Below are 19,021 nucleotides of genomic sequence, written 5' to 3'. Positions count from 1 at the left end.
ATAGAGCCCTACTGTGCCCACAATCCCCTGGACAGGCAACCCGACGCAGTCAGGCGCAAACAGAACATCGTGTGCTCATCGGACCTTCGACCGCACCGTCCACACGAACGCCAGAGCCGACAACACCGACGCACCGGCCATCACCGCGGCCATACTCACCAACGACGCCTCACCCGACGGCGTCATCCCCGCCAGAGCGGCCACACCACCACCCAGCGTGAACTGCAGCGCCCCCATCAGAGCCGAAGCCGTCCCCGCCACGGCCACCGGCTGACCGTCCAACGCCGTCACCGTCGAGTTGGGGAAGATGAACCCGACGCTGAACATCATCAACGCCAACAACCCCACCGTCACCCACAACGTCGCGACACCGGTCAACGCCAGCACCAACAGGGTCACCACCGACACCAGCGCCAACAGCAGACCCAACCCCAGACGCCGCAGCGTCTCCACCCGGCCCACCAGCAGGCCGTTCGTCTGCGTACCCGCCATCATCCCCAGCGAGTTGATCGCGAACAGCCACGCGTACGTCTGCGGCGAAGCACCGAACTCGTGCTGCGAGACGAACGAGAACGCCGACACGTACGTGAACAGCATCCCGAAGCTCAGACCCAGCGTCAGAACCGGTCCCATGAACCGGGCCTGGCGCACCAACCCGCCCACGGTCCTGGCCAACCGCCGCGGACCCTGCGGACGCCGCTCCTGCACCGGAAGGCTCTCCGGCAGCCACACCAACACCAGCACGAAGCTGATCGCCGCCATCACCGCCAGCACCCAGAAGCTCACCTGCCACGGACCCACCAGCAGCAACTGCGCACCCGCCAGCGGAGCCAACAGCGGAGCCAGCATCATCACCAGCGCCAGCCGCGAGAAGAACCGCACCGCGTCGTCGCCCTTGAACAGGTCGCGCACGACCGCCCGGCCGATCACCGCACCCGCCGCACCGGCCATGCCCTGCACGAAACGCAACCCGATGAACACCGTCACGTTCGGCACGAACACGCACAGCACCGACGTCACGGTGAACACCGCGACACCGATCAACAGCGGAGTACGCCGCCCGAAGGCATCGCTCATCGGACCGATCACCAACTGGCCCACGGCCAGGCCGAGCATCATCGCGGTCAGCGTCAGGCCGACCTGCGCCTCGCTCGCCCCCAACTCCTCGGTGATCTGGGGGAACGCCGGGAGGTACATGTCGGTGGCCAACGGCCCGGTGGCCGTCAGCACCCCCAGCACCATCACCAGCAGCGCGACGGACCGACGCGTCGGCGTCCACGCGGGGGGCGGCGCGGCGACGCCGGAAGCGGAGCCGGCAGGCGTGGCGGGGGGTGACTTCGGGGACTGCACAGGCACTCCAGTTCGGGGAACACTTCGACGGAAGCCGGCCTGGGAGCGTGCCCACCGGCGGGGACCACTCCCATACCAACACTCCGAGGGGGACGTTCGCCTCCCCTTTAACCCGTGGAATGCCTGTGATGTCCGTTACGCGGGCGTCGGATCAGCGGACCAACCGGTCCAGCAGGCGCTCCACCTCGACCCGCGGATCCTCCGTCAGACCCCCGTGGATCGGTCCCGGCTGCACGATCGTGCTCCGCGGCGCGGTGAGCCAGCGGAACCGCTGACCTGGCCGTTCACGGCCGGCCGCACCCGCCTCGGCACCGCCCCGGCACAGCGACTCCACCGCGGCCAGTGCCCGACGCACGCCCTCGACGTCCGCCTCGGGGGCCACCGCGAGCAGTCGTCGTTCGTCCAGGGCCGACCGGGCCGCCAGGAAGGCCCGCTCCTGGCAGTACACGATCACCCCGGCGTTGACGCACTCACCGCGCTCCAGCCGCGGGACGACCCGCAGCAGCGCGTACTCGAACACCGCTCGGTCGCGTTCCTCGCCGACCCGTCCGGTCGTGACCGCGTCGCTGTACCGCCCGGCCCCGCTCACGCGACCACCTCCGGCAGCCAGGAGCGGTCCGCCACCCGCGCGAGCAGGTGCCGCTTGTACGCCTCGCGGACCGCGTCGGGTGTGTCGAACCCGGGCTCGTCGGCCAGCCACACGTCGGGGACCAGCGTCAGGACGTCGTCGAGCATCCGGGCGTCGACCTGGGGCGCCATCAGGGCGTCCGCTGCCGCCAGGTCGGGAGAGCATCCCGCCATCACGTGGTCGGAGGCGTCGTAGGGGCGCAGGGCGAAGCGGTCGGCCCCGGCCCAGTTGTGGTGGAAGATCAGTGTCGCCCCATGGTCGATGAGGTAGGGCTCCCCGTGCCAGAGCAGCATGTTGGGGTTGCGCCAGGAGCGGTCGACGTTGCCGATGAGGGCGTCGAACCACAGCACGCGGCCGGCGAAGAGCGGGTCCACGTCGTAGGCCAGGGGATCGAAGGCCAGTGAACCCGGCAGGAAGTCCATGCCCAGGTTGAGGCCGCCGCTGGCCTTGATCAGTTCCTGGACCTCGGGGTCGGGCTCACTGCGGCCGATGACCGGGTCGAGCTCGACCCGCGCCAACTCGGGCACGGGCAGCCCGAGCGCACGGCCGAGCTCCCCTGCGACCACCTCGGCGACGAGGGTCTTGCGTCCCTGGCCGGCCCCGACGAACTTCACGACGTACATCCCCAGGTCGTCGGCCTCGACCAACCCGGGGAGCGATCCGCCCTCGCGCAGCGGCAGCACGTACCGCGTCACGATCACCTTTTTCAGCACCACGCCAGCATAGGCACCGCGCGACACGGTCGGACCGAACCGCTCAGCCGAACGCTCAGGGTCGCGGGTCAGTGCCCCCGCCTTCACCGCCACCGGTCATCGGAAGTCCGTTTGTCGGACGCTGAACACGTTCTAGCCACCGACGGCGGCCGGAGCCGACACGCCGACACCCGCATACGCGAACGTTAGAGGAGGCGGGCGGCGTAGCCGCGCGATCTTGGTGTTGAAAAGTGCTTCTACAGAAGCACACGGCCACCTTTACGACGTAGATTTTTATGAAGTCGAGCTTCGCCGGACGCCGCTTCCGAGGGATTCCGCGCGCCATCCGGCGCCACCTCGCCCTCTAGCGGCTTCTCCCCGACCCCGAAAGGGCTCCCATGCCCCACCCTCCCCTCGTCCCCGCCCGGCGCCCCCAGGACCGGCCCTCTCCCCCGCCGGGCGGCGAGCCGCACACACGCCGGCCGGTGCTGTCGGCCCGCCGACGCTGGAACCACGGCGGCCGGACTTGCAACCGGTACCCGGGTACAGGTCTACCGTCGAAGGTGTCTCCGACCACCGGGGATTTCCCGACGGGAGTGAGTGCGATGAGTGACCTGGCGTGGGTGCCGCAGTCCTGCACGCTGCCCACCGAGGAGCGGCCCCTGCGGGTCGCCGAGTGGGACGCGCTGTTCTCCGAGCAGCTGAGGTCGCTGTCCCGGCCGGGCCCGCTCCACCTGCGCCTGGATCTGGCCGCCGGCCGGGGCGTGCAGGAACGGGTGCGTGACCTGGTCGAGCGCGAGAGCGGCTGCTGCTCGTTCCTCACCTTCACCACCACCCCCGGCCCAGGCCTCGTGGTGCTGGAGGTGGCCGTGGACCAGACGCACGAGGCGGTCCTGGACGCCCTGGTCGTGCGGGCCGCTGCCGCCGGGGAGCAGCGGTGAGCCAGGGGCTGCGCAGCGGACAGGTCGCCCGGGCGGCCGGGGTGAACGTCCAGACGCTGCGCTACTACGAGCGGCGCGGCCTGCTGGCCAAGCCCCGGCGCAGCAACGGCGGCCACCGCCTCTACGACCAGGACGCGGTCGTGGCCCTGCGGGTGATCAAGGCCGCCCAACGGCTCGGCTTCACCCTGGAGGAGGTCGCCGAACTCCTGGAGACCGGCCGCCACCGGCACGGCCGCCCCGCGGCCGGGCTGCAGAGGCGGGCCGCGGCCAAGCTCGCCGAGGTCGAGGCGAGGATCGCCGACCTCACCACGATCCGCACCGCCCTGGCCGCCGCCGTCGAGGCGGGCTGCGACGAGCTGACCGTCTGTGCCTCCAGGTCCTGCTGCCCCATCCCCTTCACCGATCCGGCCGAGCCTGGAGGCCGACGGCCCGGACGGCCGGTCGGGCCCGTCGGGGAGCGCCGGCGCGCATCGGCTCCCACTGCGCCATGAGGTGAGTGCCCACGGTCCTGCGCTCGTGCACGACGCCATCGAGGCGCGTACGAAAACTGAGGGCGCCGACCACCTTTACGTCGTAGATTTCCATTGGACCACGTAGGAGGCGGACTCCGGATTCACGGAGCCCGCCTGTCCCTAGAGGTTGTCCTCCGGCTGGTCGCCCCAGCCGTCCTCGCCGTCGGACGGTCCCACCGAGGGCACCGGCGTCGGCTCCGCGGGGTCGCCCTCGCCCTCCTCGGCCGGCTCCGACTCCTCCCCCGAGGGCTCGGTCTGCTCCATCTCGGGCTGGGTCATGGGGATCTCCGGCGGCGGGAACTGCAGCATCCACAGGTACAGGACCGTGACGAGCAGCAGGAGCAGCAGCAGGACCGCGCCCAGGCCGCCGATCAGCCACCAGTTCCCCTCTCCCGCCGCGACCGCGCTGTCGCGCCGGCCGGCCCAGGGAGCCCACCGCACCGCGGCGCCGCCCCGGTGCCCCGCCCAGTGCGGCAGCACCACCGGACCGCGCGCCGCCACCCGGCCGGACCGGGCGGCACGCTCCAGCAGGGAGCCCGCACCGACCCCGTTCTCGGCGAGCGGCACCGCGGCCCACAGGGCGCCCCGGCCCCGGGTGCGGGACGCGACCACGTCGCCGTCGGCGCGCACCGCCTCGGTGAACTGCGCCCTGGCCTGGTCGTCGACGCCCGCGCCCGAGTCCAGGACCGCGATGCTCACCCGGTCGCCGGAGGAGTCCCGGCCGACGTAGACCACGCCGAGCGCGGAGGCGCCCATCCGGCCCTCCAGGCGGAACCGTCCGAGTTGGCGTGGATCACCCTCGTTCAGCCCCAACGCGCGAACCGCCACGTCAAGCCCCTCTCACCGTCGCCGCCCCGTCCCACGGGCGCGTCATCTCCCCGTCCGTGGGGAACGAAGCGGGTAGTGTCGCCACAGGCGGGTGATCACCACCATATTCGGCGTCACCGATGCAGAACGTCCAACACGGCCGCGCACGGCCGCGGCGGGCGCGCCGCACGAACCACGAGCGCGGTGGCGGCCCCCACGGGCCCGTCGCCACGACCACCACCCGGAAGGAGGAGGGCGCTCCCACTCTGGCCCGCAGGGGACGCGCCCGAGAATCCATGGCAGAAACCTCACCCGGACACGGTGCCGCCCCCTCACCGGCGTCGGAGAGCACCCCGGGCGAGCCGACCCGGCTCCTGCGTGCCGCGCTGCACGAGGTGTCGACGGTCATCGTCGGCCAGGAGCGCATGGTGGAGCGCTCGCTCATCGCCCTGGTCGCCCAGGGGCACTGCCTCATCGAGGGCGTACCGGGTATCGCCAAGACGCTGGCCGTGTCCACGCTGGCCAAGGTCACCGGCGGATCCTTCGCCCGCATCCAGTTCACTCCGGACCTGGTGCCCTCCGACATCGTCGGCACGCGCATCTACCACCCCTCCACCGAGAAGTTCGACGTCGAGCTGGGGCCGGTGTTCGCCAACTTCGTGCTCGCCGACGAGATCAACCGCGCCCCGGCCAAGGTCCAGTCGGCTCTGCTGGAGGTCATGGCCGAGGGGCAGGTGTCCATCGGCGGCACCACTCACCCCCTCCCTTCCCCGTTCATCGTCATCGCCACCCAGAACCCGGTGGAGTCGGAGGGCGTCTACCCGCTCCCGGAGGCGCAGCGCGACCGCTTCCTGATGAAGGTCAACGTCGGCCACCCGCGCGCGCACGAGGAGATGGAGATCCTGCGGCGGATGAGCGGCACACCGCCCACCGCGCACCAGGTGCTGGACCCGGTGACGCTCAGCGAACTGCAGTCCGACGCCGAGCGCGTGCACGTCCACCAGCTCATCGCCGACTACGTGGTGCGCCTGGTCATGGCGACCCGTGAGCCGGAGAACCACCAGATGTCGGACCTGCGCCAGGTGCTGGAGGTGGGCGCCAGCCCGCGCGCCACCCTGGGCCTGGTCGCGGCGGCGCGCGCCCTGGCGCTCCTGCGCGGGCGCGACTACGTCCTGCCCGACGACGTGCGGGTCCTGGCGCACGACATCATCGCGCACCGGCTCGTGCTGACCTTCGACGCGCTGGCCGACGGGATCAGCGCCGACCAGGTGGTCGACCGCATCCTGGCGACCGTGCCGGCGCCGCGCGTGATCTGGGACGAACCGCCCAGCGGCGAGTCGGCCTCCTTCGCGTCGGCGAGGTAGTCGCCCGTGAACATGCCCGCGATCGGTACCGATCCACGCCTGCGCGCCGCCCTGCGCCGTCTGGACCTGCGCATCGTGCACCGCCTGGACGGACTTCTGCACGGCGAGCACCTCGGGTTGCGGCTCGGCCCCGGTTCGGAGGCGGCCGAGGCCCGCCTGTACCAGCCGGGCGAGGACGACGTGCGGCTGATGGACTGGGCGGTGACGGCGCGGACCGACACCCCGCACGTGCGCGACCTGGTGGCCGACCGCGAGCTGGAGAGCTGGACGCTGCTGGACCTGTCCCCGAGCATGGACTTCGGGACCGGGGAGCGCTCCAAGCGCGACGTGGCCGTCGGAGCGATGGTGGCCGCCAACCTGCTGACCCAGCGGGTGGGCGACCGGTTCGGCGCGCACTTCCTGCACCGGGGCAACATCCGGCGGTGGCCGGCCCGGTCGGGCAAGGAGGCTCTGCTGGCGCTGCTGGCCACGATCGCCGCCGCCCCGACGGGTGACGAGCGCGCGCCCTCCCCGCACCGGGCGACGCTGGCCGACGCGATCGAGGACCTGGTGCGCACGCGCCGCCGGCGGGGGCTGCGAGTGGTGGTCTCGGACTTCCTGGACACGCCGGCCTTCGGCGGGGAGGTGCTGTGGGAGCGGCCGCTGCGCCAGTTGGCCCAGCGCCACCAGGTCCTGGTGGTGGAGGTCGTCGACCCCCGGGAGCTGGACGTGCCCGACGTCGGTGACGTCGCCCTGCGCGACCCGAGGTCGGGGCGGGTCAAGGACGTCCGGCTGACCCGGTCCGTCCGTGAGCGCTATCGCCGGGCGGCGGCGGCCCAGAGGGAGGCCGTGCGCGATGCGTTGCGTCGCTGCGGGGTACACCACCTCATATTGCGGACAGACCGTGACTGGGTGGTGGATATCGCCAGATTCGTGATCCACCAGCGGCGCACGGCCCACCACCTGGCGAGGCACACACCGGGAGCGCCTCGATGAGCCGCGACGGACGCACGCGAGCACGACGACGGAGCGGGAGCGGCCCGCACGGAGCCGACGCACGGGGGACGAACCGATGACCTTCCTGGAACCCACGCGGCTGTGGTGGCTGCTGCTCCTCATCGTGCTGGTCGGGGCGTACGTGTTCGCCCAGCGCCAGCGCCGCGAGTACACGGTGCGCTTCACCAACCTGGAGCTGTTGGACCAGGTGGCCCCGCACCGCCCCGACCTGCGTCGCCACGTCCCGGCCGCGCTGTTCACGCTCACCCTGGGCGTGCTGATCGCGGCCATGGCGGTCCCCGCCATGCCGGTGGAGGCGCCGCGGGAGCGGGCGACGATCATCGTGGCGGTGGACGTGTCGCTGTCGATGGCCGCGACCGACATCGAGCCCGACCGGCTGGAGGCCGCCAAGGAGTCGGCGCAGGGGTTCGTGGAGACGCTGCCGGACCGCTTCAACGTGGGGCTGGTGGCGTTCTCCTCCACGGCGACGGTGGTGTCCTCCCCCACGCAGGACCACCAGGCGGTCATCGGATCCATCGAGAACCTGAGGCTGGGGCCGGGGACGGCCATCGGCGAGGGGGTGTTCGCGTCGCTGGAGGCGATCCGGACCTTCGACGAGGACTCCGAAGAGGATCCGCCGCCCTCGGCGATCGTGCTGCTCTCGGACGGCGAGAACACCAGCGGGCGCGAGATCTCCCAGGCCGCCGCGGCGGCGGGCGAGGAGGAGGTGCCGGTGTCCACGATCGCGTTCGGCAGCGGCGCGGCGATGATCGAGATCGACGGCTACCAGGTGCCCGCCGACATCGACAAGGACGCGCTGCGCGGTCTGGCGCAGGACACCGAGGGGCACTTCTACGAGGCGGCGAACGAGACGGAGCTCACCGAGGTCTACGAGGACATCGGGTCGTCCCTGGGGACGGAGTTCGTCCACGAGGAAATCGTCACACGGTTCGTGCTGGTGGCCATCGTGCTGTCCATGGCCACGGCGGTGACCTCACTCCTGTGGTTCCAGCGGCTTCCGTGACCTCCGGGAGGGGTGGAGCCGTGGGCGCACCCTCCGTATCGTGATTTTGGCCACATCCCATTCGGCGGGGTTTACACCTTTTACGTCGTCCTTACGGGTTAGCGTTGGCATGTTTTGTCCTGCCAGCCAGTTGAGGAACGATGCCGAACATACCCGCAGCGCCCATGGCGATCTGCTTCGACCTTGACGACACCCTCATCGATGACGAAGCGGCGTCGTCCACCGGTCTGCGCGCGGTCATGGACCGCCTCGGACACCCCGACTTCGCCGCGGCGCGCGCCCTCTGGGACGTGCAGACCGAGATCTCCTTCGGCGCCTACCTGCGCGGCGACCTGAGCCTGGACCAGCAGCGACGCGCCCGGATCCGCGCCCTGGCCATCCAGGCCGGCCACGCCGAGATCGCCGACAACCACTGCGACGACCTCTACCGCCTCTACCTGGACGCGCACCGCTCCGGGTGGCAGGTCTTCCCCGACGCCATCCCCGCCCTGCACGCCCTGCACTCCTCCGGCTACCGCCTCGCCGTGGTCACCAACGGCATCGAAGCCCTCCAGCACGCCAAGCTGCAGGCCCTGGAGCTGTCCCCGTACTTCCACGCCGTCGTGTGCGCCGACACCGCCGGCACGGGCAAGCCCGACCCCGCGATCTTCCACATGGCCGCCCAGCGCCTCGGGGTGACCCCCTCCGACTGCTGGCACGTCGGCGACCAGATCCAGTCCGACGGCGTCGGCGCCGTCGCCGCCCGCATGCACCCGGTCATGATCGACCGCCGCGGGCGCCAGCGCTTCGAGGGCGTGACCACCGTCGCCAACCTCGACGAGCTCCTGCGGCTGGTCGGACTGCCCAGCGTGGCCGCCACGGGCTCGCTGTGACCACCGCGCCCTCGGGCGAGCCGGCCCGGCGCGTCACCGCGCACCTCGTGGTCCCGGGCCCGGCCCTGCTGGGCGCGCGCGTGCTGTTCGGCCAGGACCCCGCCGGCGTCGCCCGCACCCTCGGGCGGCTGGCGGCGGAGGAGACCCTGGTCACCCTCGACGTGCTCAGCGACGAGGTCACGACCCCCGACGGCACCACGATCCAGGTGGACCGGGTCGTGTTCGCCACACCCGCCACGGCCGAGCACTGGCCCGCCGTGGCGGCCTCGATCGAGGGCTGCGTGCCGCTCGAGCGGATCCTGGCGGAGGAGGAGCCCGGCCGGCGATCCCGGCTGAGCCGCCTGGCCTCCTACGGCATCGTCACCGACCCCGCCGGACGCATCCTGCTCAGCCTGATCGCCGAGGGCTTCCCCGGCGGCGGCACCTGGCACCTCCCGGGCGGCGGTGTCGACCCGGGCGAGGACGTGCGCGGCGCCCTGCGCCGCGAGGTCCTGGAGGAGACCGGCCAGGAGGGCGTGGTCGGCCGGCTGATCACCGTCGCCAGCCACCACCGCGTCCCGCCGACCGGCACGGAGATCTACGCGGTCTGGGTGTTCTCGCACGTGCACGTCCCCCACCCGGGCGAACCCCGGGTGCTGGAGGTGGACGGATCCACGGCCGACTGCGGCTGGTTCACGCCCGAGGAGGTGGTCGGGCTGCGCCTGTCCACGACCGCCAAGCGCGGCCTGGCCTACCTGGTCGCCCACACCCACTGACGCCCCGCCCCCACGAGCCGGCCCGAGAGCCAGGTCCTCGACCAGGGAACGGGCCCGGCTCCCGCTCCCCCTGCCGGACGGCCCGGCCGGTCAGGGCCCCGTGGGCGGTGCGCTCATCGCCGCGGCCAAGAACGTGACCGCCCAGCGCCGGGCCGCCTCGCCCACGTCCGGGGACGGGCAGTCCGGGGTGGGCCGCTGGTGGGCCTCGACGCGATCCACGGCCGTCACTGCGAGGACGCCGCGCATCCGGAACCACAGCTCCTCCTGGGAGAGGCCGGGCGCGGTGATCGGCCACGAGCGGGTCCTGCTCGGCTTCGGCACGGCCGGCGGCACGATGGACGGCGACGTGGTCCGCTACCGCGCGCCCGGATTCCTCACCCGCCGGGTCGCAATGCCGATCGGCGAGCCCGACGGCCGGACCACCCCGCGGCTCGAACGCGTCGTGAGAACGTTCCGCGGCGCCGGGGTCAACGCCAGGACCGAGCCGAGGATGGACGCCTGGCTCACGACGCACGCCGCGTCGCGGTACCGCTCGGACAGGCCGTGCACACGGCCGGCGGCCCGGTGGCACTGGCCCGGGACCCGGACGCGGTCCGCGCCTTGGTGCGCCTCATGCGGCGGAGCCTGGCCGCCCTCGCGCCGCCGGTGCCCCGCGGCCTCGCCGCGCTGCACACCCTGCCGGAAGGCCTGCTCGTGGCCGCGCTGCGGCGCTTCCTGCGGAGCCCGACGGCCGTGCACAGCGGACTCAGCAACACCGCGCCCGCGGAGGTGGCCGAACTCGCGCGGCTGGCCGAGCAGCTCGGCGCCCGTACGCGGGCCCGATAGGCGGTCGACGGCCGCGTCCCTCCCCCGCCGCGCCCCTCCCGGGCGGACCGGGAGGGGCGCGGACTGTCGGAGGCACCGGCCAGGGTGGAGGCCGCCTCCGCCGCACCCGGGCGGACGCCCCACCACCGGCCCCGACACGATGGAGACCCCCATGCCCGGCCGCCTCACCCCGGCCCGCTTCGTCGACCTCTACGACCTGGGCGCCAGACCGCACATCCTCGCCTACCGCACCTCCGTCGGCGACCGGCAGCGCCGGGAGTGGCTCATCGACGCCGGGCTCCTCGCCCCGTGCGATCCCCCCAGCCGCGGCTACACCTTCCGCGTCACGCAGGCGGGTCTGGCCGCGCTGCGCGAGCACCTGGACTACCTGGAGGAGCGCGAAACCCAGGGGCTGCCACACCGCTCCGGCAACGAGTACGGCATCCAGCGCGGGGTCCTGGCCTCCCGTGCCGGGCTGGACGCGGCCCTGGCGCGGCGCGCACGGGGCGAGGCCGCACCCGTGGAGGCGCCGGGCAGGGAGTGGTGGGGCGGTCAGGGAACACCGGCATGGGAGGGCTCGCCCCCCGAGGTCCTCCGCGCGGTGGCCGTGTTGCGGGCGGCCGGGCACGCGCCCGTGGACTGGACTGCGGTGGGGGAACCCAGGGGCTTCTACGTTGAGCCGCGCGGGCGGCTCCTGTACGTGTACCACGGCGAGGCCCGGCGCACGCAGCGGGAGGACGGGGGATGGTTCACCGCGGAGGTCGGCGCCTACGCGGACACGCTGCGCGCCGCCGGGTGGCGGGTGGACGCGGACACGGGCCGGTGCGCGCACGTGCGGGTGCCCGGCCCAGGCCAGGGGTGAGCCCGGTCCGGGCCCGGGAGGCGCCGGTATCCGAGCCCCCTACAACCGCGACCCGTACCTCTCCCGTGTCCACCACACGGCGGCACCGAGCCCCAGCACCGCCATGCCCGTCATCCCCACCGCCAGCGGCAGGCTGCACGCCAGCACCACGCACCCGACGAGGCCGACGACCGGCACCACCAGCGGCGGACGGGTCTCCTCCGGGCCCAGGCGCAGCGCGGACGCGTTCGTGATGGCGTAGTACACGAGCACCCCGAACGCGGAGAAGGCGATCGCCCCGCGCAGGTCGAAGAGCAGGACGAGCACCACGACCACGGCGCCGACCAGGATCTCGGCCCGGTGGGGGACCCCGTGGCGCTCGTGGACGACGGCCAGGGCGCGCGGCAGGTGGCCGTCGGCGGCCATCGCGGCCGTGGTGCGGGAGACGCCCAGCACGAGGGAGAGCAGCGCGCCCAGGCTCGCCACGGCGGCGCCCGCCACCATGACCGGGGCCAGGGCCGGGAAGCCGGCGACCAGGACCGCGTCGACCATCGGCGCGGTGCTGGTGGAGAGGCGCTCGCGCCCCAGCACGATGAGCAGGCCGGTGCCCACCACCAGGTACAGCACCAGGACGCCGCCCAGGGCCAGCGTGATGGCGCGCGGGATGGTGGTCGCGGGGTCGCGGACCTCGCCGCCCAGGGTCGCGATGCGGGCGTACCCGGCGAAGGCGAAGAAGATCATCCCGGCCGAGCCCAGCAGGCCGAAGGAGCCCGGCCAGGGCCCGAGCCCGTCCACCTGCGCGACGAGGGCCAGTCTGCCGCTGAGCACCATGGCCGCGATCGCGACCGCCAGCGCCGCCAGCACCAGGACCACCAGGACCTTGACCACGAACGTGGAGCGGCGCACCCCCCGGTAGTTCAGGGCGGTGATCGCCACGACGGCGGCGGCCGCCACGGGGCGCTCCCACCCGGGCAGCGCGTAGGCGGCGAAGGTCAGCGCCATCGCCGCGCAGGAGGCGACCTTGCCGACCACGAAGGACCATCCCGCCAGGTAGCCCCACAGCTCGCCCAGCCGCTCGGTGCCGTAGACGTAGGCGCCCCCGGACTGGGGGTGGCGCGCGGCGAGCCGGGCCGAGGAGACCGCGTTGCAGTACGCGACGATCCCGGCGATGAGGATGGCGACCGGCAGCCAGGCGCCCGCGCCGACCACGGCGGGGGCGAAGACCGAGAACACGCCCGCGCCCAACATGGCGCCGGCGCCGATGGCGACCGCGTCGACGGTACCGAGGACCCGGGAGGGGCCGGCCTGGGGTGACGAGGTGGTCAACGGGTCTCCTTGCGTGAGTACGCCCGGCTCGCGCCGGGTGGCAACGCGCTTCTCCCCGGACTCCTCCGGCAAAAGCACAGCGGTACCTCGGACGCGGCGGCCGCCTCTCTCCCGAAGAGTTCCCGTCCTTCCCCGGCCGCCCTGCACTGGTGCCGACACGGCGGCGGCCCCGGCTCCGCGGAAGCCGGGACGCACGTCCCGCCGTCGGGCGGGAGCCGTGTCCGACTTCCGAGTGTGCCCGATGCGGGTGACCACCGGGCCCAAACCGTCCTAGGCGCGGGTGGCCACTTTCGGTCCGGCGGGTGACGCGGGGCACACGGCGCGGCCCCCGGGCGGAGCCGGGGGCCGCGGGGCCGGCGCGGTGGGGCGCGCCGGTCGCCGGTGGGTCGGGCGGTGGGTCAGGTCGGGCGCCAGGGCGTACCGGTGTTGTCGTTGATGTCCTCGGCCGCGACCTGGCGGAGCTGGCGTGAGAGGTCGGACAGGGCGCGCGAGACGGCGAGCTCCTCCCCGATCTCGGGTACGTCGAGGTCGGCGGGGTGCTTGCGAGACATTCCGTGCCCTCGGAGCGCCGTTCCGTCGTCGGCGACCAGACCGACTTCGGCCCAGGTCCGTGCGGTGTCGCCCTCGGTCTCCTCCGCGACGACGACGTCGACGTCCCAGCGCTTCATCGTCTGCATGGCTTGGGTCTCCTCCGTGTCCGTGCCCGTCCGGCCGGGCGTGTGTTCGATGTGCGCGTCCGGCCCCGGGTAGACCAGGGCGTCGTGCCCGCCGACCGCGTCCAGCCAGTGCACCTGGTACGGCGGGGACCCGCCGTCGCCCTGGACCTTGGTGACGACGCCCGTCCGGCGGTGGGTGTCGGCACGCGGGCTCTCGACGACGAGTCGGTCTCCTACCTCTGCTCGCATGTGTTCCCCCACGAATTGGTCGGTTACCTCCATCTTCCGCACCCGTTGGTCCCAGGTCCGGGGTCTTGGAGATTTCGTATCCGGCAGGTGGGCAGGTTTTTGCCGGGCCGGAGCGGGGAGCGCCTCCTGGTAGCGTCACGGCGTGGCCCAGCACTACTTCGACTCCGCTCCCGACGCCGCCAGCCGGCCCTCCACGGCCGACCTGGTCCTGCCCGACCTGCACCTGCGGCTGCACACCGACCGCGGTGTGTTCTCGCCCGACAAGGTCGACCTGGGCACGCGCGTGCTGTTGGAGACCGTCCCGCCGCCTCCCGACGGGGGGCGCCTGCTGGACCTGGGGTGCGGCTACGGGCCCATCGCGCTGACGATGGCCTCGCGCGCCCCGGGGGCGCGGGTGCTCGGCGTGGACGTCAACGCGCGCGCCGTGGGGCTGGCGCGGCGCAACGCGCGAGAGTACGGGCTCGCGCACGCCCGGTTCGCGGTCGTCTCCCCCGAGGGCCGGCCCACCGGTGAGGAGGCCGGACCCGCCGCCGAGGAGCTGGAGGGGCCCTTCGACGCGGTCTGGTCCAACCCGCCCATCCGGGTGGGCAAGGACGTACTGCACGCGATGCTGCGCACCTGGCTGGGCCGGCTCACCCCGCGCGGGGTGGCCCACCTGGTGGTCCAGCGCCACCTGGGCGCGGACTCGCTGCAGAAGTGGCTGGACGCGCAGGGGCTGCCGGCTGAGCGCGTCGCCTCGCGGGCGGGGTACCGCGTCCTGGCGGTCCGCCGCGGGACGTGACGCGCGTCCGTTCCCGCCGAGCCGCATCTCCGCACCCACCGCGCCGTTCCCGCCGCGACCAGTGCCGGTGTGTCCGGTCCCCGCGTGCGAGCTGTGCGGACGACCAGTATCCTGTTGCGAACACCGATCCCCGGGACCGACCGGGGCCGAACCCGCCGAGGAACACACCGCAGTTGAGCACGCAGTTGCGTCCCACCGACGTCAAACGCCTGAACCGCCAGTGGCGCAGGCGCACCGAGGGCCGTCTGGCCCTTCTGGTGGAGTCCGTCACCCAGCCGTACAACCTGGGTTCGATCCTGCGTACCTGCGCGACCTTCGGCGTCGACCGGCTCTGGCTCACCGGTAACAGCGCCGATCCCGACGACCCCAAGGTCGGCAAGACCGCGCTGGGCACCGGCGCGAAGGTGGCGCACACGCGGACCGCCTCCACCGGCGACGCCCTGGCCGCGGCCCGCGGCGAGGGGTTCAAGGTCGTCGCGGTGGAACTGGCCTCCGGCGCGGTGCCGCTGCACGCCGCCCCGCTGGAGCCGGACGTGTGCCTGGCCGTGGGCGCCGAGGACCACGGCTGCTCCCCCGCCCTCTTGTCGGGTGCGGACGCGGTGACCTACATTCCGCAGATAGGCCGGGTCGGATCGCTGAACGTGGCCGTGGCCACCGCGATCGCCCTCGCCGAGGCCCGCCGCCGCGAGTGGGCGGCGTTCGGCGACGAGGCCGACGCGCCCGTGGGGCGCTGAGCGGGAACTTTTCACCCGCGCTCCAACGTCTTTCCTGACACATGGACCACTTCGGTCACACCAACAACGCGCATCCGGCGCAGAGAGAGGAACAGTGGACCCGTCCCGAAGTACCAGCAGCATCCCGCAGGGATGCTGTGACCCCGACTCCGACGAGCCCCCTTCTCCCAGGGGCACGCACCTGACCAGTTCACCCGCCGCTAGGCGGACCGAGGCGGTGCGTGCCCGATGAGCACCGTTCTCAGTATCGCCTTCGGGGCGCTGGTGGTCCTCGTGATCACCGCGGCGACGGGCTACTTCGTCGCCCAGGAATTCGGCTACATGGCCGTGGACCGTTCGCGTCTGCGGGCCAGGGCCGCGGCCGGGGACGCGGGGGCCGTCAGGACCCTGCGGATCACCGACCGCACATCGTTCATGCTCTCCGGCGCCCAGTTGGGCATCACCGTGACCGGTCTTCTGGTCGGTTACGTCGCCGAGCCGATGATCGGCCAGGGCGTCGGCGAACTCCTCGGCGGTGTGGGGGTCCCCACCGGAACCGGCGTGGCCGTCGGTACCGTCCTCGCGCTGCTGTTCTCGACCATCGTGCAGATGGTCTTCGGTGAGCTCTTCCCCAAGAACCTGGCGATCGCACGGCCCGAGCCGGTGGCCCGCGCGCTGTCGCTGTCCACCGGGATCTACCTGCGGATCTTCGGCCCGGTCATCTGGCTGTTCGACCAGGCGGCGATCCTGCTGCTCAAGGCGGTGCGGATCGAACCGGTCGAGGACGTCCAGCACGCGGCCACGCCGCGCGACCTGGAGAGCATCATCGCCGAGTCCCGCGAGAGCGGCGACCTGCCCGCGGAGCTGTCCACGCTGTTGGACCGCACCCTGGACTTCCACGACCGCACGGCCGGGCACGCGATGATCCCGCGCCCGGAGGTGACCACCGTGGAGGAGGGCGACCCGGTCAGCCGGGTCGTGGAGCTGATGGCCTCGGACCACTCCCGTTTCCCGGTCCTGGGCGACGGCGTGGACGACATCGTCGGCGTCATCTGCCTGCGCGACGTCCTGGCCCTGGGCGGCCGGGACCTGTCCGGCGTCCGGGTCAGCGAGGTGGCGCGCGCGACCGTGATGGTCCCGGCGTCCCTGCCGCTGCCGGCCGTGCTGCGGCAGCTGCGCGAGGCGGGCGAGGAGTTCGCCTGCGTGGTCGACGAGTACGGCGGCCTGGCCGGCGTCGTCACGACGGAGGACCTGGCCGAGGAGCTGGTCGGCGAGATCGCCGACGAGCACAGCGTGGACGAGGAGTCGCCGTCCTACCTGGACGGTGAGGGCAGGTACCTCGTCCCGGGCGGCCTGCACATCGACGAGGTGGAGCGCCTGATCGGCCATGACCTGCCCTCGGGCGACTACGAGACGCTGGGCGGGCTGGTCATCCACGAGCTGCACCGGCTGCCCGAACCGGGCGACCGGGTCGACCTGGACCTGCCGCGTCCGGCCAGCGCCCACGACGAGGACCCGGACATGGCGTTGACGCTGGTGGTCAACACGGTCCAGCGGCACGTGCCGCACACGGTCGAGCTGCGACTGCGCGAGCGCGCGGAGGACGAGTCCCGGGAGGTGCGGGCATGAGTGACATGAACGTGTGGCTGGCCCTCGGGGTGACCGCGGCGATCATCGCGCTGAGCGCGTTCTTCGTGGCCATCGAGTTCGCGCTGGTGGCGGCGCGCCGCTACCGGCTGGAGGCGGCGGCGGAGACGAGCGCGTCGGCGCGCGCCGCCCTGCGCAGCGCGCGGGACCTGTCGCTGCTGCTGGCGGGTTCGCAGCTGGGCATCACGCTGTGCACGCTGGCGCTGGGCGCGATCTCCAAGCCCGCCGTGCACCACCTGCTGGAGCCGTTGTTCTCGGGGCTGCCGCACGCGGTGGCGTCGGTGGTCTCGTTCGTCCTCGCCCTGGTGGTGGTGACGTTCCTGCACCTGGTCGTGGGCGAGATGGCGCCGAAGTCGTGGGCGATCTCGCACCCGGAGAAGTCGGCGACGATGCTGGCGATCCCGATGCGGGCGTTCATGTGGTTCACCCGGCCGCTGCTGGTGATGCTCAACGGCATGGCGAACTGGTCGCTGCACCGGGTGGGCGTGGAGGCCGTGGACGAGGTGTCGGCCGGGCACGGTCCGGAGGACGTGCGCGAGCTGGTGGAGCACTCCGCCAAGGCGGGCGCGCTGGACTCCGAGCGCCGTGACCAGCTGGCCACCGCCCTGGAGGTGAACTCGCGTCCGCTGAGCGAGATCGTCACGCCGCGCGAGGAGATCGCGTCGGTCGGGCCCGAGGACGGGCTGGAGGAGATCAAGCGGGTCTCCCGGGAGTCCACGCACCTGCGTCTGGTGGTGATGGACCGGGGCGAGCCGGTGGGTGTGCTGCACGTGCGCGAGGCGCTGACGAGTCCGGCGGGCACGACCGCCGCCGACCTGATGCGTCCGGTGCTGACCCTGCACGCGGACACGCCGATGTACGCGGCGATGGGCATCATGCGGGAGAGTCGCAGCCACCTGTCGCTGGTGGAGGACGACGGCCTGATGGGCCTGGTCACGCTCCAGGACGTCCTGGACCAGCTCCTGCTCCTGGAGGCCGCCGCCTAGGCGGTGCGGCTCCGACGATGACGGACGGCCGCCCCGGGCACTGTGCCCGGGGCGGCCGTTCGGTGACGTGTCAGGCGGTCGTCACGGAGAGGTTGACCTCGATGTTGCCGCGGGTGGCGCGGGAGTAGGGGCACACCTGGTGGGCGGCGTTCACCAGCTCCTCGGCCTTGGCCTGGTCCTGGCCGGCGATGGTGACGGCCAGGTCGACGACCAGGGTGAGGCCGTCGTCGGCCTTGCCCAGGGAGACCTTGGAGTCGATGGTGGAGCCGTCGATCTTGGTCTTGGCCTCGCGGGCGACCTTCTTCAGGGCGCCGTGGAAGCAGGCGGCGTAGCCGACGGCGAAGAGCTGCTCGGGGTTGGTGCCGGGGCCGTCGTCGCCGCCCAGGCCCTTGGGGACGGACAGGTCGACGGACAGGCGGCCGTCGTCGGTCTTACCGGATCCGGCGCGGCCCTCTCCGGTGACGCTCGCGTTGGCGGTGTAGAGGATGTCGACGGACATGTGTTCCTTTCCTGGCCCGTGGGCGGGCCGTGGAGTAGTACGGCTGGTGGGTCGTTTCGGAGGGCCGACCGCCTCAGCCGGTGTGCCGGCGTCCGGCCGACTCCACCGAGCGGGTGATCTCGTCCAGGGCCCGGCGGAGTTCCCCCGCCCTGCCCGGGGACAGATCCGCGGTGCACAGAAGCCGGTCGGGGATGTCCTGGGCGCGCTCGCTCAGGGCGTGTCCGGCCTCGGTCGCGCTCACCCGGACGACGCGTTCGTCGTCGGAGTCGCGCTCGCGGGTCAGGAGTCCCGCCTGCTCCATCCGGCGCAGCAGGGGCGAGAGCGTCCCCGAGTCCAGGTGCAGGGCGTGGCTGAGGTCCTTGACCGTGAGGCCGTCGCGCTCCCACAGCACGAGCATGACCAGGTACTGCGGATAGGTCAGGCCCAGGTCGTGCAGCAGTTCCCGGTAGAGACCGGTCAAGGCGCGCGAGGCGGCGTAGAGGGAGAAGCACAGCTGGTTGTCCAGAGCGAGGGGGTCGCCCTCGTCGGTGTCGGCCACGGTGTCCCTCCCCGCGTCGTCGGTCGGACCCTCGAACACGCACGACGCTACCAGCATTGGT

General features: G+C 72.7%; 22 protein-coding genes. 13 read left to right on the top strand and 9 right to left on the bottom strand.

Features of this window, described 5'->3' with window-relative positions; genetic code table 11:
• Positions 1–75: 75 nt before the first annotated feature.
• The 3 genes from HNR10_RS29680 to HNR10_RS29670 all read right to left on the bottom strand — a co-directional run bounded on the left by HNR10_RS29680 (position 76) and on the right by HNR10_RS29670 (position 2,691).
• A complete protein-coding gene (locus HNR10_RS29680; RefSeq protein WP_376769783.1) occupies positions 76–1,350 on the bottom strand; it encodes a multidrug effflux MFS transporter in 1,275 nt (424 codons plus the stop codon).
• A 151-nt stretch (positions 1,351–1,501) separates the two neighbouring features.
• The gene (locus HNR10_RS29675; RefSeq protein ID WP_179829265.1) at positions 1,502–1,939 is read right to left on the bottom strand and encodes a DUF3037 domain-containing protein; all 438 of its coding nucleotides are present in this window, start codon (positions 1,937–1,939) and stop codon (positions 1,502–1,504) included.
• On the bottom strand, positions 1,936–2,691 hold the full coding sequence (locus HNR10_RS29670) for a HipA family kinase (protein WP_179829264.1): 756 nt from the start codon (positions 2,689–2,691) through the stop codon (positions 1,936–1,938). Before HNR10_RS29670 ends, HNR10_RS29675 begins: the two co-directional genes overlap by 4 nt.
• A gap of 584 nt (positions 2,692–3,275) precedes the next feature.
• Between HNR10_RS29670 and HNR10_RS29665 the strand changes: the two genes are divergently transcribed.
• Together HNR10_RS29665 and HNR10_RS29660 are read left to right on the top strand one after the other, a co-directional pair.
• Complete coding sequence (locus tag HNR10_RS29665) at positions 3,276–3,611, top strand: hypothetical protein (RefSeq protein ID WP_179829263.1); 336 nt, start codon at positions 3,276–3,278, stop codon at positions 3,609–3,611.
• Entirely contained in the window at positions 3,608–4,102 is a 495-nt protein-coding gene (locus HNR10_RS29660; protein ID WP_179829262.1) for a MerR family transcriptional regulator, read from the top strand. The genes HNR10_RS29665 and HNR10_RS29660 overlap by 4 nt, the downstream gene beginning before the upstream one ends.
• 141 nt (positions 4,103–4,243) lie before the next feature.
• On the opposite strand, the gene HNR10_RS29655 is transcribed toward HNR10_RS29660, so the two are convergent.
• A complete protein-coding gene (locus HNR10_RS29655; RefSeq protein ID WP_179829261.1) occupies positions 4,244–4,951 on the bottom strand; it encodes a hypothetical protein in 708 nt (235 codons plus the stop codon).
• Between the two features lie 275 nt (positions 4,952–5,226).
• Here HNR10_RS29655 and HNR10_RS29650 point away from each other — a divergent pair, with 275 nt between their 5' ends.
• The 5 genes from HNR10_RS29650 (at position 5,227) to HNR10_RS29630 (ending at position 9,920) form a co-directional block, all read left to right on the top strand.
• Positions 5,227–6,294, top strand: coding sequence for an AAA family ATPase (locus HNR10_RS29650; RefSeq protein WP_179829260.1), 1,068 nt, complete (start codon positions 5,227–5,229; stop codon positions 6,292–6,294).
• A gap of 6 nt (positions 6,295–6,300) precedes the next feature.
• The gene (locus HNR10_RS29645; RefSeq protein ID WP_179829259.1) at positions 6,301–7,269 is read left to right on the top strand and encodes a DUF58 domain-containing protein; all 969 of its coding nucleotides are present in this window, start codon (positions 6,301–6,303) and stop codon (positions 7,267–7,269) included.
• Between the two features lie 76 nt (positions 7,270–7,345).
• On the top strand, positions 7,346–8,293 hold the full coding sequence (locus HNR10_RS29640) for a VWA domain-containing protein (RefSeq protein WP_179829258.1): 948 nt from the start codon (positions 7,346–7,348) through the stop codon (positions 8,291–8,293).
• A gap of 140 nt (positions 8,294–8,433) precedes the next feature.
• Positions 8,434–9,165 (top strand): HAD family hydrolase, encoded by a 732-nt coding sequence (locus HNR10_RS29635; protein WP_179829257.1) that lies wholly within the window; start codon positions 8,434–8,436, stop codon positions 9,163–9,165.
• Entirely contained in the window at positions 9,162–9,920 is a 759-nt protein-coding gene (locus tag HNR10_RS29630) for an NUDIX hydrolase (protein WP_179829256.1), read from the top strand. The genes HNR10_RS29635 and HNR10_RS29630 overlap by 4 nt, the downstream gene beginning before the upstream one ends.
• A 90-nt stretch (positions 9,921–10,010) precedes the next feature.
• Here HNR10_RS29630 and HNR10_RS29625 read toward each other — a convergent pair whose 3' ends face one another.
• Positions 10,011–10,241 carry a hypothetical protein gene (locus HNR10_RS29625; protein WP_246406474.1) on the bottom strand — a complete coding sequence of 77 codons (231 nt, stop codon included), beginning with the start codon at positions 10,239–10,241 and terminating at the stop codon, positions 10,011–10,013.
• A 222-nt stretch (positions 10,242–10,463) separates the two neighbouring features.
• Between HNR10_RS29625 and HNR10_RS31535 the strand changes: the two genes are divergently transcribed.
• Both HNR10_RS31535 and HNR10_RS29615 read left to right on the top strand, forming a co-directional pair.
• Positions 10,464–10,745: a hypothetical protein gene (locus tag HNR10_RS31535; protein ID WP_246406472.1), complete on the top strand. Its 282-nt coding sequence runs from the start codon at positions 10,464–10,466 to the stop codon at positions 10,743–10,745.
• 151 nt (positions 10,746–10,896) lie between these two features.
• Positions 10,897–11,586, top strand: coding sequence for a hypothetical protein (locus HNR10_RS29615; RefSeq protein WP_179829255.1), 690 nt, complete (start codon positions 10,897–10,899; stop codon positions 11,584–11,586).
• Between the two features lie 39 nt (positions 11,587–11,625).
• Here the strand turns inward: HNR10_RS29615 and HNR10_RS29610 are convergent, their stop codons facing one another.
• On the bottom strand, positions 11,626–12,891 hold the full coding sequence (locus HNR10_RS29610) for an APC family permease (protein WP_179829254.1): 1,266 nt from the start codon (positions 12,889–12,891) through the stop codon (positions 11,626–11,628).
• A gap of 398 nt (positions 12,892–13,289) precedes the next feature.
• Positions 13,290–13,796 (bottom strand): dsRBD fold-containing protein, encoded by a 507-nt coding sequence (locus HNR10_RS29605; RefSeq protein WP_179829253.1) that lies wholly within the window; start codon positions 13,794–13,796, stop codon positions 13,290–13,292.
• A 142-nt stretch (positions 13,797–13,938) separates the two neighbouring features.
• On the opposite strand from HNR10_RS29605, the gene HNR10_RS29600 reads away from it, so the two are divergent.
• From HNR10_RS29600 to HNR10_RS29585, 4 genes are all read left to right on the top strand, one after another.
• Positions 13,939–14,577 (top strand): class I SAM-dependent methyltransferase, encoded by a 639-nt coding sequence (locus tag HNR10_RS29600; RefSeq protein WP_179829252.1) that lies wholly within the window; start codon positions 13,939–13,941, stop codon positions 14,575–14,577.
• A gap of 173 nt (positions 14,578–14,750) precedes the next feature.
• A complete protein-coding gene (locus HNR10_RS29595; protein WP_179829251.1) occupies positions 14,751–15,311 on the top strand; it encodes a TrmH family RNA methyltransferase in 561 nt (186 codons plus the stop codon).
• A gap of 228 nt (positions 15,312–15,539) precedes the next feature.
• On the top strand, positions 15,540–16,919 hold the full coding sequence (locus HNR10_RS29590; RefSeq protein ID WP_179829250.1) for a hemolysin family protein: 1,380 nt from the start codon (positions 15,540–15,542) through the stop codon (positions 16,917–16,919).
• Entirely contained in the window at positions 16,916–17,923 is a 1,008-nt protein-coding gene (locus tag HNR10_RS29585) for a hemolysin family protein (RefSeq protein WP_179829249.1), read from the top strand. The genes HNR10_RS29590 and HNR10_RS29585 overlap by 4 nt, the downstream gene beginning before the upstream one ends.
• A gap of 70 nt (positions 17,924–17,993) precedes the next feature.
• Here HNR10_RS29585 and HNR10_RS29580 read toward each other — a convergent pair whose 3' ends face one another.
• Together HNR10_RS29580 and HNR10_RS29575 are read right to left on the bottom strand one after the other, a co-directional pair.
• Positions 17,994–18,422 (bottom strand): organic hydroperoxide resistance protein, encoded by a 429-nt coding sequence (locus tag HNR10_RS29580; RefSeq protein ID WP_179829248.1) that lies wholly within the window; start codon positions 18,420–18,422, stop codon positions 17,994–17,996.
• 73 nt (positions 18,423–18,495) lie between these two features.
• The gene (locus HNR10_RS29575) at positions 18,496–18,960 is read right to left on the bottom strand and encodes a MarR family winged helix-turn-helix transcriptional regulator (RefSeq protein WP_179830042.1); all 465 of its coding nucleotides are present in this window, start codon (positions 18,958–18,960) and stop codon (positions 18,496–18,498) included.
• Positions 18,961–19,021: the final 61 nt, after the last annotated feature.

The sequence above is a fragment of the Nocardiopsis aegyptia genome (genome assembly GCF_013410755.1).
Lineage (GTDB): Bacteria > Actinomycetota > Actinomycetes > Streptosporangiales > Streptosporangiaceae > Nocardiopsis > Nocardiopsis aegyptia.
This window is presented reverse-complemented; position numbering and strand designations above follow the sequence as displayed.